The organism is Aliidiomarina soli, from assembly GCF_003986975.1.
GTDB classification, from domain to species: Bacteria; Pseudomonadota; Gammaproteobacteria; order Enterobacterales; family Alteromonadaceae; genus Aliidiomarina; species Aliidiomarina soli.
Map to the genome: position 1 here is coordinate 693,991 of NZ_PIPO01000001.1, position 18,886 is coordinate 712,876.

General features: G+C 51.4%; 21 protein-coding genes. 4 read left to right on the forward strand and 17 right to left on the reverse strand.

What is annotated here, in order from left to right; genetic code table 11:
- Positions 1-65: 65 nt before the first annotated feature.
- Genes CWE14_RS03365 through CWE14_RS03410 form a run of 10 tightly spaced genes read right to left on the reverse strand, consistent with a single transcriptional unit; the run spans position 66 to position 8,545 of the window.
- The gene (locus CWE14_RS03365) at positions 66-599 is read right to left on the reverse strand and encodes a DUF3833 domain-containing protein (RefSeq protein WP_126798064.1); all 534 of its coding nucleotides are present in this window, start codon (positions 597-599) and stop codon (positions 66-68) included.
- On the reverse strand, positions 599-1,135 hold the full coding sequence (locus CWE14_RS03370) for a chalcone isomerase family protein (protein WP_126798065.1): 537 nt from the start codon (positions 1,133-1,135) through the stop codon (positions 599-601). Before CWE14_RS03370 ends, CWE14_RS03365 begins: the two co-directional genes overlap by 1 nt.
- On the reverse strand, positions 1,128-1,652 hold the full coding sequence (locus tag CWE14_RS03375; protein ID WP_126798066.1) for a DUF2878 domain-containing protein: 525 nt from the start codon (positions 1,650-1,652) through the stop codon (positions 1,128-1,130). The genes CWE14_RS03370 and CWE14_RS03375 overlap by 8 nt, the downstream gene beginning before the upstream one ends.
- On the reverse strand, positions 1,637-2,905 hold the full coding sequence (locus CWE14_RS03380) for an SAM-dependent methyltransferase (RefSeq protein ID WP_126798067.1): 1,269 nt from the start codon (positions 2,903-2,905) through the stop codon (positions 1,637-1,639). Before CWE14_RS03380 ends, CWE14_RS03375 begins: the two co-directional genes overlap by 16 nt.
- A 45-nt stretch (positions 2,906-2,950) precedes the next feature.
- A complete protein-coding gene (locus CWE14_RS03385) occupies positions 2,951-3,694 on the reverse strand; it encodes a DUF1365 domain-containing protein (protein ID WP_126798068.1) in 744 nt (247 codons plus the stop codon).
- A gap of 2 nt (positions 3,695-3,696) precedes the next feature.
- Positions 3,697-4,962, reverse strand: coding sequence for an NAD(P)/FAD-dependent oxidoreductase (locus CWE14_RS03390; RefSeq protein WP_126798069.1), 1,266 nt, complete (start codon positions 4,960-4,962; stop codon positions 3,697-3,699).
- 52 nt (positions 4,963-5,014) lie between these two features.
- A complete protein-coding gene (locus tag CWE14_RS03395) occupies positions 5,015-5,731 on the reverse strand; it encodes an SDR family NAD(P)-dependent oxidoreductase (RefSeq protein WP_126798070.1) in 717 nt (238 codons plus the stop codon).
- On the reverse strand, positions 5,728-6,168 hold the full coding sequence (locus tag CWE14_RS03400) for a nuclear transport factor 2 family protein (protein ID WP_126798071.1): 441 nt from the start codon (positions 6,166-6,168) through the stop codon (positions 5,728-5,730). The genes CWE14_RS03395 and CWE14_RS03400 overlap by 4 nt, the downstream gene beginning before the upstream one ends.
- A gap of 10 nt (positions 6,169-6,178) precedes the next feature.
- Positions 6,179-7,609, reverse strand: a complete 1,431-nt coding sequence (locus CWE14_RS03405; RefSeq protein WP_126798072.1) for a cryptochrome/photolyase family protein — start codon at positions 7,607-7,609, stop codon at positions 6,179-6,181.
- Positions 7,610-7,612: 3 nt separating this feature from the next.
- Positions 7,613-8,545, reverse strand: a complete 933-nt coding sequence (locus tag CWE14_RS03410) for a YbgA family protein (RefSeq protein ID WP_420837091.1) — start codon at positions 8,543-8,545, stop codon at positions 7,613-7,615.
- A gap of 139 nt (positions 8,546-8,684) precedes the next feature.
- On the opposite strand from CWE14_RS03410, the gene CWE14_RS03415 reads away from it, so the two are divergent.
- From CWE14_RS03415 to CWE14_RS03425, 3 genes are all read left to right on the forward strand, one after another.
- Positions 8,685-9,269, forward strand: a complete 585-nt coding sequence (locus tag CWE14_RS03415; RefSeq protein WP_126798074.1) for an LON peptidase substrate-binding domain-containing protein — start codon at positions 8,685-8,687, stop codon at positions 9,267-9,269.
- Positions 9,270-9,354: 85 nt separating this feature from the next.
- The gene (locus CWE14_RS03420) at positions 9,355-9,969 is read left to right on the forward strand and encodes a sigma-70 family RNA polymerase sigma factor (RefSeq protein ID WP_126798075.1); all 615 of its coding nucleotides are present in this window, start codon (positions 9,355-9,357) and stop codon (positions 9,967-9,969) included.
- Complete coding sequence (locus CWE14_RS03425; protein WP_126798076.1) at positions 9,966-10,640, forward strand: ChrR family anti-sigma-E factor; 675 nt, start codon at positions 9,966-9,968, stop codon at positions 10,638-10,640. Before CWE14_RS03420 ends, CWE14_RS03425 begins: the two co-directional genes overlap by 4 nt.
- Positions 10,641-10,729: 89 nt before the next feature.
- Here CWE14_RS03425 and CWE14_RS03430 read toward each other — a convergent pair whose 3' ends face one another.
- The 7 genes from CWE14_RS03430 to thrS form a co-directional block, all read right to left on the reverse strand.
- Positions 10,730-11,020: an integration host factor subunit alpha gene (locus CWE14_RS03430; protein ID WP_126787782.1), complete on the reverse strand. Its 291-nt coding sequence runs from the start codon at positions 11,018-11,020 to the stop codon at positions 10,730-10,732.
- Between the two features lies 1 nt (position 11,021).
- Entirely contained in the window at positions 11,022-13,412 is a 2,391-nt protein-coding gene (gene pheT / locus CWE14_RS03435; RefSeq protein ID WP_126798077.1) for a phenylalanine--tRNA ligase subunit beta, read from the reverse strand.
- A 12-nt stretch (positions 13,413-13,424) separates the two neighbouring features.
- A complete protein-coding gene (pheS, locus tag CWE14_RS03440) occupies positions 13,425-14,405 on the reverse strand; it encodes a phenylalanine--tRNA ligase subunit alpha (protein ID WP_126787780.1) in 981 nt (326 codons plus the stop codon).
- A gap of 239 nt (positions 14,406-14,644) precedes the next feature.
- Entirely contained in the window at positions 14,645-15,001 is a 357-nt protein-coding gene (gene rplT, locus CWE14_RS03445) for a 50S ribosomal protein L20 (protein ID WP_126787779.1), read from the reverse strand.
- A gap of 25 nt (positions 15,002-15,026) precedes the next feature.
- A complete protein-coding gene (gene rpmI, locus CWE14_RS03450; RefSeq protein ID WP_126787778.1) occupies positions 15,027-15,224 on the reverse strand; it encodes a 50S ribosomal protein L35 in 198 nt (65 codons plus the stop codon).
- A 102-nt stretch (positions 15,225-15,326) separates the two neighbouring features.
- Positions 15,327-15,881: a translation initiation factor IF-3 gene (gene infC, locus CWE14_RS03455; protein ID WP_198675661.1), complete on the reverse strand. Its 555-nt coding sequence runs from the start codon at positions 15,879-15,881 to the stop codon at positions 15,327-15,329.
- Positions 15,882-15,887: 6 nt separating this feature from the next.
- Positions 15,888-17,801 (reverse strand): threonine--tRNA ligase, encoded by a 1,914-nt coding sequence (thrS, locus tag CWE14_RS03460; protein WP_126798078.1) that lies wholly within the window; start codon positions 17,799-17,801, stop codon positions 15,888-15,890.
- Between the two features lie 179 nt (positions 17,802-17,980).
- Here thrS and CWE14_RS03465 point away from each other — a divergent pair, with 179 nt between their 5' ends.
- Positions 17,981-18,880, forward strand: a complete 900-nt coding sequence (locus CWE14_RS03465) for a DMT family transporter (protein ID WP_126798079.1) — start codon at positions 17,981-17,983, stop codon at positions 18,878-18,880.
- The last annotated feature ends 6 nt before the right edge of the window (positions 18,881-18,886 follow it).

The window sequence follows — 18,886 nt, forward strand, 5'->3', positions numbered from 1 at the left end:
ACCTCTTTATTTATTGAAATGCTGCGTCCTATTACTATCGGCCGCCACGCAAAAATCTTCAGCCATTATGGCTGGGTCCGTTCAATATATAAAGTGATATCGCCAACATGGAAACCGAAATAGGTCATCTTAGTCCGGTTTATCATCCGATCTTCGTCCAATAAGTACATCCAGTCATCCAGCGTCACATTCAGCGTTCGGCCACCCGTTTCAACTTGCAGCTTATAAACCCAGTTCAGTGCATTTCCCGCAGTAGTGCCAACGGCAGTGCCCTCAACATCCCCTGCGCGTCCTTCGTAGGTATTTGCACCGACCTTGGTCAGCCGCCAGACCCGTTCCTGCTCGCGTCCGTCGTCCCAATAGAATTGCTCATCAAGCACACCTTCATTACCCTCCCAGGTGCCTTCCATGGTCGCGGTAAAGCGCTGCGTGACTTTACCGGAACGGTTCTGGACCATGCCATGGGCAACCAGCGGACCATTGAAAAACGTTTCCAGTTTTAGTTCCGGGCTCTCTCCCTGATAATCATCGATGCTGGCAGAACAAGCGGTTAGCAGTGCCATAGTAGCGACGGCAATTAGTATAGATTTCACGGTCATTATCGTTCTCCTGTTAACTCATCACGATTACGACGAAAGCTGGAATCTTCACTGAGCCAAATCGCAAAAAAGCGCTGTTTGAACTCGTCGTCGTCGATTCCTCCTAACTCGCCCTCGGCGTTGTAAAAACGAACACCTTGCTGTTCACCGGCATACGCCAGCAGACAGTCACCATCCGCTACATCTGGCCAAATTTCGGATAGAGTTTGGAGCCAGGCCTCTTCTCGCTGACCTACCGAATAGCCCAGTGACTGCCATTCATCACGTGTTGTATCCACCAACTGCCGGGCCTCAATGTCACGCAGGTAGCTAAGCTCCAGCGCCAGTGACTGGTCCTCCGGGTAGTTGCCGCTATCGGTGTACAGGACCGCGTCGTACACCTTGAAAAAATAAACCCGTAACCGGGTTTCACCGACTTTTTCCAAGGGTTCAACGACCCCGGCCTGACAGGCAGCGTGGGCGGTCGATGTTGTAAATGCTAAGGTGCATAGAGCCAGTCCAAGTGATGCGACCAGCCCTGTAATCGTTCTAAACATAGCGTTGCTCCTTGTCAGTATCCCGCGCCAGTAGGTAAACCAGCACCATCATCAATAACGCCCAAACCAGCGAATACGTAACGCCAACCCAGAAGGCGGCTACTTCAAGCTGCGCTGCACCCAGCCCAACACCGGCAAAATAGGTAATAGGGCCAAACACCAGACCTGCAATAGCGGCCAGTACGTAGCGTTCGCGCAACCAGGTGAACACCACCATCGCCATAGCGGCAAAGCCAAACCAAAGTACAACCAGCCACCAGGGTAAGTGGTCAGTGCCGGTAAAACTTATAATACCCGCCTGCACCACCAGATACTCCGCGGCCAGGCCGAGTACTATGTAAAGGGCCAGTGTTCGCCTGCGTGCCCATAAATAACGCCAGGCACTGAGATAGAGTACAACGACCAGCCCAATCGTCAGCCACAACCATTGCTCCCTTCCCCAGACGGCAAGGAACCAGATCAGGTCAAACAGAAAGAAGTGAACCAGCCTGGTTAATTGCTTTAGTGCGTTGCTAATTTTGTTCGTAAGGCCCCCTTATCAGCTGGCTTGGTTGCAAGCAGCTGGACTGCACTGACCCGGCGCTCACTAAAGCCACCTTCGCAATAACAGAGGTAATAATTCCAGAAACGAGTAAAGCGCTCATCGTAACCAAGCTCGCTAAGTTCGTTCGCATGCTGGTTAAACGCCTGACGCCAGTCACTCAACGTCTGTGCATAATCAAGACCGATATCGTCAAGCTGGCGAATAACCATGTCGGTTTTCTTGCGGGTCAGGCGGCCAATTAACTCCACCGATGGTAAATACCCGCCAGGAAAAACATGCTGCTGAATAAAGTCGACATCGCGGTTGTAACGCTCGGCACGCTGATCGGCAATAGTAATAGCCTGCAGCACCATACGGCCGCTGGGCTTCAGCAACTGGCTGCACTTGCGGAAGAATCCAGCCAGATATTGCTGTCCGACCGCTTCTATCATCTCCACCGAGACCAGTTTATCGAAGGTCCCTTCGAGGTCACGGTAGTCCTGGTTGAGCAATGTCACCTGCTGATCTAACCCTTCCGCACTAACACGCGTTTGCGCGTACGCCAGTTGTGCATCGGAAATAGTGGTAGAAGTCACTTTGCAGCCGTAATGTTTAGCCGCGTACACAGCAAGCCCGCCCCAACCAGTGCCAATTTCCAGCAAATGATCGCCAGGCTGCAGGTCGAGCATGTCGCAAAGGCGTTTCAGCTTATAACTCTGAGCCTCCGCAAGCGAAGTATCCTGGTCTGGATAGACTGCACTGGAGTACTGCATTTGCGGATCGAGAAAACGGCTGTATAACTCATTGCCTAGATCATAGTGCGACAGAATATTCTCTTTGGCTTTACGCTTCGAATTGCGCCGCGACATAAACGCGAGCTTTTGCAACGGCCAGGTTAGCCAGCCAAAGCGGCTCGCTATCTCATCCATCGCATCCAGATTACGGGCAAAAATGCGAATCACTGCAACCAGATCAGGTGTTTGCCAGTCACCGTCAATATACGACTCGCCTGCGCCGATATCCCCGTTCAGTAAAAAGCGGCGATACATGCGGGCGCTCTGCACATCAATACGGGCATGCAGCGGGTCCTGTTTATTACCAAACTCCCCCACCACGTGGCCCTGCTCAGTCAGTATCAGATGGCCATATTTCAACCGGGCGAACGCGCGCAAGGCAATCTCGCGGCTCCACTTCTCTATACCCCGGGCCTCTAAAGGGGCACCAATCGCTCGTTGTTGCTCTGCCATAATTACTTCGTCCTGATTAACACGTAATTTTTTTAATGGATTCTTTTAACGCTTGCCGTTTCCCGGGTGCCCATACAAAGGGGTCCGTTTAACGAAAAGTTTCAATGCTTGCCAGTAAATGCCTGCAACAATCTTCAGGCTCATCACCGGATACGACTTTAATACGTCGCGAACGCCTACTCGGTTCAATGGCTGGCGTTTTAATGCCATGGTGGCATCGAATTCCCGCTCACTACGATGGGCTTCAATATGCACAAACTGACGTTCACCGGGTTGGTTAATCTTCCATTGATACTGCATTTTCATTGGGTTGAAAGGGGAAACATGGAACGCCTTTTCAGTCGGTGCCTGCTGAGCCAGGTCGACCAAATAGTAATGACGCTGATTCCAGGGGGTATTCGAAACTTCCGCTAGCATATGGCTAAAGCGGCCATCCGACTGCTGCAGGAAATAACAGTTGAGAGGACTAAAAAACAGCCCCCAACAACGTATATTGCCGAGAAAGAAAACACGCCCCTGCAGCGGCTCACCTTCATTCAGCGCATTCATCTTGTTCAGCACTGCAGCACTTAAGTTCGACGCCCCCTGCCATTGGTCGCGCAGATAATCAGTCGCTTTGAAGTGCAGTGGCGCAAAGCTGGCTGAGGTGCTGAGCCACTTGCTCTGGGCCCCCGCTTCCTCAAGTTCATCCAACGCCAGCCACCATTGCATCAGCTTGTAAGTAAACTGGTGCTGAGTTGGCTGAAAACGGCGGTGACGAACCTGCCCGGTATAAATTGCACTGTGCATAGTTAGTTGCTCTCAACCTCTGGTGCCAGATCAAACCGCGCCGCCACATCAAACGCACTTCGCACACCATCTTCATGAAAACCGCTGTACCAGTACGCCCCGGCAAAGTGGGTATGGCGTTTGCCACAAATCAACGGACGCTGTTCTCTCGCTGCCATCGACGACAGCGAATAAACCGGATGATGATACTGGAAACGGCGCAGGATGGTGTCCGGATCAATTCGCTCGCTGTTGTTCAGCGTCACGCAATAGGTGGTATCACTTTGCAGCCCCTGCAGAATGTTCATGTTGTAGGTGACCGAACTCAGTTTCTGCTCCCGCTTATCACCTTGCGGAAGCCAGTAGTTCCAACTCGCCCAGGCTGCTTTGCGCTGCGGTAACAGGCTAGTGTCGGTATGCAGTACGACCTCGTTGGCCTGATAACCTATCGCTCCAAGTACGTGTTTTTCATCGTCACTGGCATCAGCTAACAGTTTAAGGGCCTGATCACTGTGGCAGGCCAGAATCACTTCATCGTAGCGCCGTGCTTCGCCATCGTCGGTGGTCAACAGCACACCCTGTCCATCGCGGGCGATTGAGCGTACGGGGGTATTCAGGTAAATACGCTCTTTGAATGACGCCGTCATAGGTTCAATGTACGCTCGTGAACCACCACAAATGGTCGCCCATTGCGGCCGGTCGGTCACATTAAGCAGGCCATGATTCATAAAAAAGCGCAGGAAAAAACCGAGCGGGAACTGTGCCGCATCGCGTAAGCTGGCTGACCAGATCGCTGCGCACATCGGATACAGGTAGTTCTCTTTGAACAGCGTGCCTACTCTGAGACTGTTAACAAACTCGTCCAGGGTACGCTGATCCGCATCCTCACCAAGCGTGGCCAACGCCTGCTTAGCTGCCTTATTAAAGCGCACAATATCCCACAGCATGCGATAAAACGAGGGGCGCAGCAGATTGCGTTTTTGCGCAAACATGGTGGCCAATGTGTGCCCGTTGTATTCAAGTCCCGTGGTCGGGTTATGTACGCTGAAGCTCATTTCGGTATCGCGCCACTCAACGCCCAGGGTACGCATCAAGTAACGGAACTTCGGGTAGGTGCGGTCATTGAAAACAATAAATCCGGTATCAATGGCGTGGCCATCAACATCGACCGTGGCCGTGTGCCCACCGATATAATCGTTGGCCTCAAATACATCCACGTCATGACGCTTACTCAACAGATAGGCACTGGTCAGCCCGGCAATTCCACTGCCGACTACGGCGATTTTCATCGTTCGTTTATTCCTCAAATGATGCTCAGATAAGGTTCAGGTGAACCTCGAGTTAATCTTTCATTCGCTGTGCAAGCCAGAGCTGCATGGCGGTAGGTAATTTATGCATAAAGCGCAGTATCCAGCCGAATACACGGGGGAAGTAAATAGTTCTGCGGCCCTTTGCCAACTGACTGCGCAATGCGGCAGACGCCTGGGCCACAGTAACCCGCATTGGCATCGCGAAATCATTGGCATCGGTCATCGGGGTTTTGACAAAGCCCGGCGACACCGTGACCACTTCGATGCCTTTTGGCTTTAAGTCGACACCGAGACTTTTGGCGAAGTAAAAAGTCGCTGCTTTACTGGCGCCATAGGCTTGCGCACGGGTAAATGGCAATAGTCGGCTCATGCTATCAATAAAGACTAATTTACTGCCCTTACTCAAGTTTGGTAACAGGCTTTGGGCACAGTTGACCATGCCAAAGAAATTGGCCTGGAATACGCGCTCTACCAGCTCAACCTCGAAATGCTGAGCATCGTCGATGTATTCACACACACCCGCACTCAAAATCACTAGGTCCAGCCCCTGCAGATCACCAAGGTGCTGTTGACATTGTTTTGTATCGGTCACATCGAACTGCAGCGGGTGCACATCGCCAAGCGCAGCCAGTTGCGCAAGCTTTTCTTGGTTACGGCCACAGACCCAGACCTGATGCCCTGCCGCTGCGTAGTCACGCGCAACCTGCTCGCCAATGCCGGAGGTCGCGCCAGTAATAAGAATGTTCATGAGGTTTTCATCCGGTCTTTGACCTTGTTGGTCAGCCAGCCGACGACAGGGATATGCTCATAGACCAGCGCCCCCATGTCATAGTAATCGTGATGTTCACGGATCAGGCCGTTGTCGTCATCGAATTTCAGTTGGGTCACGCCGGGCACCACAATTTCCGCTCCATCGCGGATTTTTGGATGGGCAAAGCGCATTTGCCAGGTCAGAAAACCACCCTTCTCATTGACCAGTTCATCGTCAAAGGTAAAGTGACAGTAGTCGACATTCTCAATGCTATGTTCCAGGTAGGACTTTAGGTCTTCGAGTCCTAAAACCTGTTGCACCGGATCTTCAAAGGTTACTTCCTGATGATAAAAATCACCCAGCGACTGCAGTTTACCTTTCTCCATCTCAGCGTAGAATTCTTTAAGCTGGTCTAGCAGTTCATCGTGTTTCATTGTGTAAACCTCATTTGTTGACCGCCGTTTTTAATCCTTTAAAGGTGCTAATAAATGTTTCTCTGGCTACTTTGTGATCAACCATAGGTTGCGGGTAGTCAGTTGAACCCTTGGCTCGCAAATAATCATGCGGGGTATGAATATACTTCGCAGGCACATTATTTAGTTCACTAACCCATTTACGAATATAGAGACCTTGCGGATCAACTTGTTCACTTTGTCGGGTCGGATTAAACACCCGAAAATACGGAACCGCGTCGGTCCCCGTCGACGCACTCCACTGCCAGCCACCATTATTCGCCGCAAAGCTACCGTCAACCAGATGCTGCATAAAGAAGCGCTCGCCCCAGCGCCAGTCTATATGCAGATCTTTGACCAGAAAATTTGCCACTATCATGCGGACACGATTATGCATCCAACCTTCCGTCTGCAGCTGTCGCATGCCCGCATCCACAATCGGGTATCCGGTACGCCCTTCACACCAGCGAGCAAAATCCGCTTTATCATATCGCCAGGGGAATTCTTCAGTATACGCCTGAAACGCCTTGCCCATACTCAACGCTGGCACGTGAAACATCAGATGCTGATAAAACTCACGCCAGGCCAGCTCACTAAGCCAGGTTTTCGCACCCTCGTCCAAGCCATAAGGAAATTCAGGGCTGAGTGCCTGCAGCGCCCGGGCGGCGGCACGCGGTGACAACACGCCCACTTCCCACAGGGGCGACAATCGCGAGGTCGCATCGTCGGCGGGTACGTCGCGTTTGCGTTGATAATCTGCCACCTGCTCTTCAATAAAACCCTGTAGCTGGCCGCCCGCATCACGCTCGGTCCGGGCCCATTGGCTGGCATCCCTTTTCTCTCCGTCGAGCTCTATAGGCGTAAAATTCAGCGCCTCGGCCTTTCCCTTATAACCGGCAAGCGTTCGCTTACTGGATTCTGCTATGCCCAGCTCGGCCAGGCGCGCACACCATGATTTGAAAAACGGCGTAAATTTCTTGTAGTATCCGGATGTTTGCGGCTTAACCTCCAGCGGCCGCACCAGCAAGTTACTGTCAAACCAGTGGCATTGCAGGTCATGCAGTTCAAACCAGGCATCCACGGCAGCATCACGTCGGCGTTCATCCAACGCATAGTCACGATTGGCATACAACGCCGAAACCTGAACCTCGTTTGCCAGTTGCAATAACAGGCGCGGTAGTTCGCGGTAATAATCGCACTGCACTACCCGCAGTTCGATTCCCAGCTCAGCAAGTGCCTCACCGAGAAAATTCAGTTGCCGTTGGTAGAGGTCACGCTTAATCGGTGCCCATTCATGGTCGCTCCATTGAGCCTCAGTTAACGCCACCACAGCGACCACTTTGCGGTGATTTTGCATGGCTTGTAGCAAGGCGTCATTGTCGTCCAGGCGTAAATCCTGGCGGAACCAAACTAATCCAGTCATGGCTTACAACCCGTAGCGTAATTTGAGGTCATCCGGGTACGGATGGAGGTAACTTTGCTCTTGCAGGTACGTATCCGGGTGCTTACGCAGATAGTGATTAATTAAAGTCAGCGGGGCCACCAGCGGCAGCTGTCCACTATTGTAACCCAGTATCACTTCGGTCAAATCCTGTCGCTCATCGGCGTCCATCTGGTCGCTGAAAAAGCCCTGGATATGTTGTAAAACGTTGGTGTGGTTCTTCCGCGATGCGGGTTTTGACAAGGCATCCATTAAGGTCTCGATATACCAGGTAGTAAAGTCCTCATCAAAACTCCGTTGCTCCGCCAGCTTACGCCCAAGTTCGCGATACACAGGCTGGTTGTGAGCGAGCAAAGTGAATTTCTGCTGCGCATGAAAGCGTTGCAGTACCGACGCTGTTAGTGGTCGTGGTAATTGCTGCCAGGCAGAATACACATACACCCGAAGAATAAAATTCTCCCGCAGCAGCGGGTCATTCAGGCGTCCGTCTTCTTCCAAAGGCATAGCGGGAAACATCTGCTGCACACGGCGCGCGAAGATCCCCATTCCATCGCGGGTATTCTCATTACTTCCTTCTTTATATACCCGGACGCGTTCCATGCCACAGCTTGGCGACTTTGCGCAAAGAATATAGCCACTTAGTTGCTCAAACTGACGCTCCCGGTTGTTCGCAAAATCGGCCAGCCGCTCAGTCACCGACTCAGCCGTTTTTACAATCACCGCATCGGGGGCGTCACTGTCACCCTGCAAACGTATAGTCGGTCGCGGAACACCCAGGCCAATGCCCACTTCTGGGCAGTAAGGAACCAGTTGAAGGTGACGTCGCAACTCGACATCACAAAAATCCGATCGTTTATGGCCACCGTCGTAACGTACCTTTTCGCCAACTAAACAGGAGCTGATGCCCACTTTGATCACTAGACTCATCCTCATTATTCTATGATTGTTCGAAAAATACGTGTGTTTTAATTAAATGGATCGCGCTTTATTTGAGATCCATCTTTAAACTTGGTGCGTAAAATATGGTCATCAGGTTCATAAACGTTAGAAGTATACTATGACACCATTTAAGCCAACATCGATAGCTCTGTTTCCACTGACGTCGCACGTGCTTCCCGGTGGCAGATTACAATTACGAATTTTCGAGCAGCGTTACATTCGAATGATAAAAGAGGCCCTGTCCGAACAGAAAGGGTTCGGCGTCTGCATGCTTAATCCAAAAGGCCGCAGTGACAACAATTCACACATACTGCCAATTGGTACTCTGGTCAATATCATCGACTTTGAATCACTGCCCGACGGCATGTTGGGGATCACCGTGGCTGGCGAGCAACTGTTCGAAGTCGGACACATCGACACCGCCAAAGATGGTTTGCGCACCGCCGATGTCACGCTGCGCGAAGAATGGCAGGCAACAGAATTAAGCGATGAGGACATTCTGTTACGTCAGCGCTTACAGGAAGTATTTGAAGCCTACCCTGAGCTGGCAGAGCTTTACCCGGAAAAAAAGCTCGACGATGAACCCTGGATATGTCAACGTTGGCTGGAGATTCTTCCATTGGAGCCGCAAAAGAAACAGGAACTTTTAGCGAGCCACAATACCCAACCTGTGAAAGAATTCATTCGTTCGCTGGTAGAGTGATCTGTTTACATCTATACGCACGTAATGGTTAGTAATAACTAGTGGCATTAAACTCCTTAGTGAGTAGCGAACAGGCTGAAACGATATGCAGTTACAACCAAACAGAGATGCGCCCCGTACCGTTATGAAAACGACCAAGCCGGACGAAGCAGAGCACCTGACAAGGTTGCTGGCGACAGTAGCCGGTGATCGGTGTCGTCGTTCCTTTAGTGAACTATTTCGCCATTTTGCGCCTAAATTACTTGCCTATGGCTCACGCCAGTTTGGCAACGAACAAATTGCTGCCGATCTGGTTCAGGAAACGATGACCAATGTCTGGCATAAAGCGCACTTATTCAACGCCGACAAAGGCGCCCCTGCTACCTGGATTTTTACCATAGCGCGTAACATTCGCTTCGACATCCTGCGTAAGAACAAACATCGCCGCGACGAAATCAGTGCCGACGAGTTATGGCCAGTATTGGCAGAAACCTCGGACTCGCTGGGTGACGACTATGCCCTCGACCATGGTATTTTGATGCAGGAAATTAGCGGCTACTACGCCAAGCTGCCTGATGCGCAACGCGTTGTCATCGAAAAGATTTATGTGGAAGGCAAGTCACAACAGGAAGTGTCCGATTCACTTGGAATTCCTCTGGGTACCGTTAAATCACGGACTCGACTCGCATTACGTAAACTAAAAGAGTTGATTACCGAATGATTAAATCACACCCAGCCCAAAATTTATTGCGCAACTACGTAGCCGGTGACCTTAACTCCGCGTCGGCCCTGGTTGTTGCGACCCATGTTGATATGTGTCCACATTGTCAGCGCCATTGTCGTGCTATCGAGGCTGAACTGAGCGCAGAAGTGTTTCAGAACTCTGCCCAACTTGGTGACAGTGATATGCAGCTGATGTTGGATGCAATATTCAGTTCCGAGAGCGCTACTGAGCAGCGCCCCCTCACCGCTGAAACCAACCATGATGGTATGATTTCACTGGAAGGTAAGCGCTTTAAACTGCCCCGCTCGCTGGCTCGTCAACAAGCCCGTATTGGCCCATGGAATAAGATGATCGGCAATATGTGGCGGGCATCGCTTTCTCTGGGTACTGAAGAAGTCGCTAACCTTATCTACATGGGTCAGCATTGCAGCGTACCTGAGCATACCCACCGTGGTAGCGAACTGCAGGTAGTCATTAATGGGACTTTTTCTGACGAGTACGGTCAATATTCAGATGGCGATTTACTGCTACTCGACGGCACCCATAAGCATACACCGCATACCAACGACGAAGATTGCCTGATTTTAGCGGTAATGGATGCTCCACTCCATTTCACCTCAGGTATTAGCCGCTTGTTGAACCCATTCAGCAACTTGTTTTTTCGCTAATACATAGCGCTGAGCACGCTCGGTAGAGTCACAAAAAAGCACGCCAATTATGGCGTGCTTTTTTCGTTTCAGACAGTCTCGGACTTGTCTCAGATCTTCGCGTCTTCGACCCGGACTTTTAGCTTTTGACCGGGCCTGAAGGTAACAACACGACGGGCTGAAATTGGAATGTCTTCACCAGTTTTTGGATTTCGCCCCGGTCGCTCCGCTTTATCACGTAGCTCAAAGTTACCAAAACCTGATAACTTAACCTGCTCTCCGCTTTCCAGTGCAGCCCGAACCTCTTCAAAAAACAGTTCCACCATGTCCTTGGCGTCTTTTTTGCTCAGTCCAACCTTTTCAGACAGGTGTTCTGCAATTTCAGCCTTCGTCAGTGCCATATTAGCCATCCCTTAGTACCGCGTCGAATTCGTTTTTCAGCAATTCGACAACGCCATTAACAAACTCGTTCACTTCGTTTTCTTCAAGGGTTCGTTCAACATCCTGCAAAACCATGGAAATCGCCAGGCTCTTTTTACCTGCAGGCGTATTCTCACCCTGATAAACGTCAAATAAGTTTAGGTCAACTAAACGACTTTCGCCAAATTTCTCAATAACAACAAGGATTTCCCCTGCTGCAACCTGCTCATCAACGAGTAAAGCCAGGTCGCGGCGAATCGATGGATAGCGTGAAATCTTGCTTGCTTTGGGCAATGTCCGTTGCAGAATTGCGTCCAGTTGCAATTCAAAGGCAAACACGCGGCCTTTTAAACCAAAGGTTTTGCTGAACTGCGGATGAACTGCTCCGACATAACCCACTAAACGCTCACCTAAGTAAATAGCGGCGCTCTGCCCTGGGTGCAACGCACTGTGTTGACTGGCGACAAAGCGGAAATCAGCGGCATGCGCTGTCAGCCGCAACAGGTTCTCAACATGGCCTTTGATATCATAGAAGTCAACCGCCTGCTCACCATCGGCCCAATGCTCGCCTTGCACGCTACCGGCAATCACACCAGCAATCATCGACTGCTGACGGACACCGTTTTCAGCTGTTGTGTCAGGGACAAAACTGAGTCCCGACTCAAACATGCGCACACTGGCCTGCTGTCGCTTCTGGTTATAGCCGACTGCACTTAATAAGCCCGGCCATAAGCTCAACCGCATCGATGACATCTCCACCGAAATCGGATGAGGCAAGGTCAGTGTGGCCTGTTCAGGGAATAATGCCGCCTGATGTTTCGGGTCAACAAAGCTATAGGTGATAGCTTCCTGGTAACCCAACGCCTGCAAACTACGCTGGGCGTCACGCAAACTTAGTTCAGCCTCGTTACGACGGGACATTTTCAGCGCGGCTTTAGGTGCCACCGACGGAATGTTGTTGTAGCCATACACCCGCGCTACTTCTTCAATCAAATCTTCCTCAATCGCGATATCAAAGCGATAGGTCGGCACTTCAACCTGCCAGCCAGCCTCATTTGCTGTCACTTTAAAACCAAGCCGTTGCATGATTTCGGTGACCTGAGTATCCGCAACCGAAATACCTAGCACCGCGGCCAAACGCTCGCGGCGCAATGACACCTCAGCAGCCTTGGGCAGATGTTCGGCTGAAACGGCTTCGACAACAGGGCCAGCCTGACCACCGCAGATCTCGAGCAACAGCTCAGTCGCGCGCTCCATGGCAGTACGCTGTAATTCCGGGTCAACGCCACGTTCATAGCGATGCGAGGCATCGGTATGTAAACCAAAGCGGCGCGCACGGCCCATAATCGCAGTCGGTGCAAAGAAGGCACTTTCAAGGAATATATCGCTGGACGCTGCAGTCACACCGCTTTGTTCACCACCGAAAATACCCGCCATCGCCAGTGCTTTTTTCTCATCGGCGATCACCAGTACGTCGTCCTGTAAACTAACTGTTTGCCCATCCAGCAACGTCAGCGACTCATCCGTGTTCGCCATGCGTACCTGAATATCACCCTCTAACGTCGCTAAATCAAACGCGTGCATCGGGTGGCCAAGCTCCAGTAAGACATAGTTGGTAATATCGACCACGGCATCAATTGAGCGCACACCACTGCGGCGCAAACGCTCTTTCATCCACAACGGTGTTGGCTTGGTCACGTCAATACCACGCACCACACGGCCAAGATAGCGCGGGCAGGCTTGCGGTGCCTGCAAGGTGATCTGTAGCGTGTCGTCAATGGTCGGGGCGACCGGGCTGACTGCCAGCTCCTGCACGTCGAGGTTATTTAGCACCCCTACTTCACGGGCAATGCCTTTGATACCAAGGCAATCGGCACGGTTTGGGGTTAAATCGACATCCAGCATGGAATCATCAAGACCAAGCCACTGACGATAGTCTTCGCCCACAGGCGCATCAGCCGGTAGCTCAATGATACCCGCATGCTCGTCATCAAGACCGAGTTCTTTACTGGAGCAAAGCATGCCGTGTGACGGCGCGCCGCGCAGTTTGGCTTTCTTGATCTTAAAATCACCGGGCAGTGTCGCACCCACGGTGGCCACGACCACTTTCAAACCCTGACGGCAGTTCGGCGCACCGCAGACAATATCAAGCAGCTCGTCGCCACCGACGTTTACTTTGGTCACCTGCAACTTGTCGGCATCCGGGTGTGGACCACATTCAACAACCTCGCCCACCACGACCTGATCAAAGGCGGCGGCAACCGGTTCCACGGCGTCTACTTCCAGACCGGCCATACTAAGCTGCTCAGCCAGCTGGTTACTGGTTAAATCCGGGCTGACCCATTCACGTAGCCATTGTTCACTGAATTTCATTGGCTCTGGTCCTTATTTAAACTGCTCGAGGAAACGAAGATCATTTTCAAAAAATGCACGCAGGTCATTGACGCCATAGCGCAGCATGGTCAGGCGCTCAACGCCCATGCCAAAGGCAAAGCCGGTGTATTTTTCACTATCAATGCCAACTGCTTTTAATACATTGGGGTGAACCATGCCACAGCCCAGTACTTCCAGCCAGTCACCACCGGCGCGGCGCACGTCCACTTCAGCCGACGGCTCAGTAAACGGGAAGTACGACGGACGGAAACGGATCTCCAGATCTTCTTCAAAAAAGTGATGCAGAAAATCGTGCAAAATACCTTTAAGCTCGGTAAAGCTGACATCGGTGTCAACCATCAGGCCTTCAACCTGATGGAACATCGGGGTATGGGTCTGATCATAGTCATTTCGATAGACCCGGCCCGGCGATATGATTCGTAGCGGCGGTTGCTCAGTTTCCATGGTGCGGATCTGCACACCCGAGGTCTGCGTCCGCAGCATGGTTGCCGGGGTAAAATAAAAGGTGTCATGATCAGCCCGCGCAGGGTGTTGCGCCGGAATATTCAGGGCATCAAAGTTATGGAAGTCGTCTTCAACTTCAGGCCCAACTTTGACACTAAAGCCTAACTGGCCGAAGTAGTCTTCAATGCGCTGAATGGTGCGTGTAACCGGGTGCATACCACCGCGGTTAGCACGGCGCCCTGCTAAGGTGACATCAATGCGCTCAGCGGCCAGCTTCTGGTTCATTTCCGCCTGCTTAAGCTCGTCATTACGCGCATTCAGGATCTGCTGCAGCTCTTGTTTTGCCTGGTTGATCGCCTGGCCAGCCTGGGGACGTTCTTCAGCAGAAAGCTTGCCCAGCTGCTTTAGCTGTTCGGTTAACAGGCCTTTTTTACCCATGTAGTTGACCCGAACGTCATCTAGTTCTGCGGGCGTACTGGCGGCTGCAACCGCCGCTTTCGCCTGCGTCAGTATCTCGTTTAAATCCATGATTTTCCTCAACCAGGGTTTGAGTTGCACTGGGCTGGCGACTAGCACCTGAGAACGGGCTCTGCACCGCAGCCAATGCATTGATTCACGTGAAAAATAAAGTGCTCATGATACCTGAATGTCAGTACGAAATGCAGGTGTAAATGGGCATGCTTGTGAAAATTGTCAGCAAACAGGCACAAAAAAGGGAGCCACTGGCTCCCTTTCTCTATTCTTACTTACTCGCGAGAGTGACTAGCTTACGCCAGACCTTCTTTTGCTTTCTCAACCAGAGCGGCAAAGCCTTTCTGATCGTGAACCGCGATGTCAGCCAGAATCTTGCGATCGATCTCAACAGAAGCTTTCTTCAGACCGTTGATAAAACGGCTGTAAGACAAACCACTTTGACGCGCCGCAGCGTTGATACGAACGATCCACAGTTGACGGAACGTACGTTTCTTCACACGACGGTCACGGTATGCGTATTGACCTGCTTTCGTGACAGCCTGTTTCGCTACACGGAAAACACGACTACGTGCACCATAATAACCTTTCGCTTGCTTCAGTATTTTCTTGTGACGCGCACGCGCGACCACACCACGTTTTACTCGTGCCATGCTTTATCTCTCCTCTTTCGTACGCTTACGCGTACGGCAACATACGATCAACTAGGGCTTTATCATTCTGGTGTACCATCGACTTGGCACGCAGATGACGCTTACGCTTAGAGCTCTTTTTGGTCAGGATGTGACGCAGGTGAGACTGCTTGCACTTGTAACCGCCTGAAGCAGTTTTCTTAAAGCGCTTAGTTGCACTTTTTACCGATTTCATTTTAGGCATTGCTAAAACTCCGCATTGTAATCCCCATTAACGGGGTAACAGTTAAATGTGTGACAGGGTGAAACGCAGCTGTAAACAGCTGCGCTTACTTGAAGACCTCAATCACTTCTTGTTAGGTGCCAGCACCATAATCATCTGGCGACCTTCGGCCCGGCGAGGGAAGAACTCGCACAAAGCAATGTCTTCGAGGTCTTTTTTGACCCGTTCCAACAGCTCAGTACCCAGTTCCTGATGTGCCATTTCCCGGCCACGGAAACGTATAGTGACTTTAGTTTTGTCACCACCCTCAAGAAAGCGACGCAGGTTGCGCAGTTTTACCTGGTAATCGCCTTCATCAGTTCCAGGCCGGAATTTAACTTCCTTAACCTGGATCTGTTTTTGCTTTTTCTTCGCTTCCTTTTGTTCCTTACTTTTTTCGTAAAGGAACTTACCGTAATCCATTACTCGACACACTGGCGGCTCTGCATTAGGACTGATCTCGACGAGGTCTACCCCCGCTTCTGCTGCAGCGTCTAGTGCTTCATTCAAACTTACGATGCCAGCCTGCTCGCCTTCCAGATCGATTAAACGGATCTCAGCAGCAGTGATGTCATCATTAATTCGGGTTTTATCGACCTTTTGGCCTCTTTTTCCGCCTTTAATTGTGTATTCCTCCAAACAGAATTATAAGTTGCGTGTATCCACTTCCTGACGCAGGTGCTCGGTAAACTCAGCCACGCTGAATGTTCCTAAGTCGTCACCTTTGCGCGTACGGACGGCTAATTCGCCGTTTTCGACCTCTTTGTCACCAACGACAATGAGGTAGGGAACACGCTGTAAAGTATGCTCGCGAATTTTAAAGCCTATCTTCTCATTTCTCAAGTCGGCGGTCACGCGAAATCCTTGTTTTTTCATATCTGCGACCACTTCATTGACATAATCGGCCTGTTTATCGGTGATATTCATCACCACTGCCTGTCTCGGCGATAACCAGGTCGGGAAGAAACCAGCATATTCTTCAATCAAAATACCCATGAAACGTTCCAGCGAGCCCAGAATTGCACGGTGAATCATCACCGGCGTATGGCGCTCATTGTCTTCGCCCACATAGGTTGCGCCTAAACGCTCAGGCAAGGCAAAGTCTAGCTGAATGGTGCCACACTGCCAGTGCCGGCCGAGGCAATCAAACAAGGTGAACTCAATTTTAGGACCATAGAAAGCGCCCTCGCCTGGCAGGTATTCAAATTCGATGTCGTGGCTTTTCAGTGCTTCTGCCAGCGCCGCTTCAGAGCGGTCCCACATGGCATCATCACCCAGCCGTTTCTCCGGCCGCGTTGACAGCTTGACGTCAATACGATCAAAACCGAATGCCTGGTACGTCTCGTAAACCATGCGAATACAGCCAGCGACTTCTTCCTGAATTTGTTCTTCAGTACAGAAAATATGGGCGTCATCCTGGGTAAACCCGCGCACACGCATCAAACCATGCAACGCGCCTGAAGGTTCATTGCGGTGACAGCAGCCAAACTCGGCCATACGCAATGGCAGGTCACGGTACGACTTCAGACCCTGGTTAAAGATCTGAACATGCCCCGGGCAGTTCATCGGCTTGATGGCATAATCGCGCGATTCAGAATGAGTGGTGAACATCAGCTCGGAGAACTTCTCCCAGTGCCCTGATTTCTCCCACAGCACCCGGTCCATCATGAATGGGCCTTTTACTTCATCGTAATCGTATTCACGTAGTTTTTCGCGAATGAACTTTTCCAGCTCCTGGAAAATAGTCCAGCCATTGTGGTGCCAGAACACCATTCCCGGCGCTTCTTCCTGCCAATGGAACAGATTCTGGATCTTGCCGATTTTACGATGATCGCGTTTTTCTGCTTCTTCCAGACGTTGCAGGTAAGCCTTGAGCTCTTTTTTGTCGGCCCAGGCGGTACCATAAATACGCTGCAGCATCTTGTTATCAGAATCACCGCGCCAGTAGGCACCGGCCACTTTCATGACTTTAAAATGCCTGCAAAAACGCATATTCGGCACGTGCGGACCGCGGCACATATCGACATATTCTTCGTGGTGATACAGCCCCGGACGATCATCTTTACTGATATTGTCATCCAGGATTTCAACTTTGTACGGTTCACTGCGCTCAACAAACACTTCCCGCGCCTCAGCCCAGCTGACTTTCTTTTTGACCACGTCATAGTCAGTCTTAGCCAGTTCCTGCATGCGCTTTTCCAGTGCCTGCAAATCGTCCTGGCTCAATGGCCGGTCGATATCGACATCGTAATAAAAGCCGTTATCGATGGTCGGGCCGATGGCCATTTTGGTGTCTGGCCACAGCTGCTTAATGGCATGGCCAAGTAAATGCGCACACGAATGGCGAATTATCTCGATGCCTTCGCTATTTTTTGGAGTGATAATTTCGACTTTTGCATCGGTTTCTATGGGATCACTGGCGTCAACCAGTTCACCATTCACGCGACCAGCAACGGTTGCTTTGGCCAGGCCGGGACCAATGTCCAGCGCAATATCTAACACGGAAACAGGGCGGTCAAACTCGCGTTGACTGCCATCAGGAAGTGTAATTACAGGCATGATAGTTCCTTTCACAGTGGTGACACCTACCAAGTGCCACATGCATTGTTTGTCGGTAAGGCTATAACGTGGCAGAAACTATACCTAAAGCAGGGCCTTAGCGCAACGCAACCTTTGCCCGGATGCCATTATCCACGTAAGCTAGCGACTTTGTTTGCAAACATGAATGCAGTTCAATTATGACTTTGCTTATTGGCCAGCTGGCGGCGTTATCGGCAGCCTTATTCTGGGCGCTGGCGACCTTACTCTATAATCGCTCAAGCCTGCACCTCAGTGCCGCGCAGTTAAACCTGGTAAAAGGCCTGGTTGCCTGCCCCCTGTTACTTGGCAGCCTGTACCTGTTTGGTCTTGGCTTCGAACTCGACCTGCGCTCACCGGCCCTGTGGTGGTTACTGCTCAGCGGCGTTATTGGTATAACCGTCGGCGACACCTGTTACTTCTCCGCCCTACGGCGTCTTGGTCCTGCACACACTATATTGCTTGAGTACCTGGCCCCACCCTTTGCTGCCGTGCTGGCCTGGATGTTTCTGCGTGAACGGCTCAGCCTGCTTGAAATTGTCGCCGCGCTGACGATTATTGCCGGGGTTATCTTTGTGCTCAGCGAGAAACGTATGCAACATGATCAGATGCCCGCGCGCCTGAGCCGTTCTGGGTTGGCCTTTGCAGTCACCGCGGCCTGGTGTCAGGCGGTGGGTCTGGTGATGGCCTTTCACGCCTTGCAGGCCTTTGAAATTAACGCCCTGCAGGCAGCATTAGTGAGGCTTGGCGGTGGCACCCTGGCGTTAACCATCGGCCTGTTATTGGTCGCCCCCGGCATTTTAACCAGTACCCGTCAGGCACTGGCAAAAACCCGCTTGTTGCCGCTGATGGTGGCGATCTTCTTTGGTACCTTTATGGCCATTGGTCTGCAACAGGTCGCCATTGCCTATGTGACACCTGGCATTGCGCAAACCCTGCTCGCCACAGCACCGTTGTTCATGATTGCGATTAATGTACTGCTGGGAAAAGCATTGTCGCTACGAGCCCTGATCGGAACCCTGCTGGCTCTGGCAGGTATTGCACTGCTGTTCTTACGCTAGCAGCCC

Coding starts and splice junctions, on each gene's coding strand:
- CWE14_RS03465 (WP_126798079.1), top strand. CDS start 17,981: ATGACTTTGCTTATTGGCCAGCTGGCGGCGTTATCGGCAGCCTTATTC.
- CWE14_RS03390 (WP_126798069.1), bottom strand. CDS start 4,962: ATGAAAATCGCCGTAGTCGGCAGTGGAATTGCCGGGCTGACCAGTGCC.
- CWE14_RS03405 (WP_126798072.1), bottom strand. CDS start 7,609: ATGACTGGATTAGTTTGGTTCCGCCAGGATTTACGCCTGGACGACAAT.
- CWE14_RS03380 (WP_126798067.1), bottom strand. CDS start 2,905: ATGGCAGAGCAACAACGAGCGATTGGTGCCCCTTTAGAGGCCCGGGGT.
- pheS (WP_126787780.1), bottom strand. CDS start 14,405: ATGGATTTAAACGAGATACTGACGCAGGCGAAAGCGGCGGTTGCAGCC.
- pheT (WP_126798077.1), bottom strand. CDS start 13,412: ATGAAATTCAGTGAACAATGGCTACGTGAATGGGTCAGCCCGGATTTA.
- CWE14_RS03385 (WP_126798068.1), bottom strand. CDS start 3,694: ATGCACAGTGCAATTTATACCGGGCAGGTTCGTCACCGCCGTTTTCAG.
- CWE14_RS03370 (WP_126798065.1), bottom strand. CDS start 1,135: ATGTTTAGAACGATTACAGGGCTGGTCGCATCACTTGGACTGGCTCTA.
- CWE14_RS03395 (WP_126798070.1), bottom strand. CDS start 5,731: ATGAACATTCTTATTACTGGCGCGACCTCCGGCATTGGCGAGCAGGTT.
- CWE14_RS03420 (WP_126798075.1), top strand. CDS start 9,355: ATGCAGTTACAACCAAACAGAGATGCGCCCCGTACCGTTATGAAAACG.
- thrS (WP_126798078.1), bottom strand. CDS start 17,801: ATGCCTGTAATTACACTTCCTGATGGCAGTCAACGCGAGTTTGACCGC.
- rplT (WP_126787779.1), bottom strand. CDS start 15,001: ATGGCACGAGTAAAACGTGGTGTGGTCGCGCGTGCGCGTCACAAGAAA.
- CWE14_RS03415 (WP_126798074.1), top strand. CDS start 8,685: ATGACACCATTTAAGCCAACATCGATAGCTCTGTTTCCACTGACGTCG.
- CWE14_RS03430 (WP_126787782.1), bottom strand. CDS start 11,020: ATGGCACTGACGAAGGCTGAAATTGCAGAACACCTGTCTGAAAAGGTT.
- CWE14_RS03425 (WP_126798076.1), top strand. CDS start 9,966: ATGATTAAATCACACCCAGCCCAAAATTTATTGCGCAACTACGTAGCC.
- rpmI (WP_126787778.1), bottom strand. CDS start 15,224: ATGCCTAAAATGAAATCGGTAAAAAGTGCAACTAAGCGCTTTAAGAAA.
- CWE14_RS03365 (WP_126798064.1), bottom strand. CDS start 599: ATGACCGTGAAATCTATACTAATTGCCGTCGCTACTATGGCACTGCTA.
- CWE14_RS03400 (WP_126798071.1), bottom strand. CDS start 6,168: ATGAAACACGATGAACTGCTAGACCAGCTTAAAGAATTCTACGCTGAG.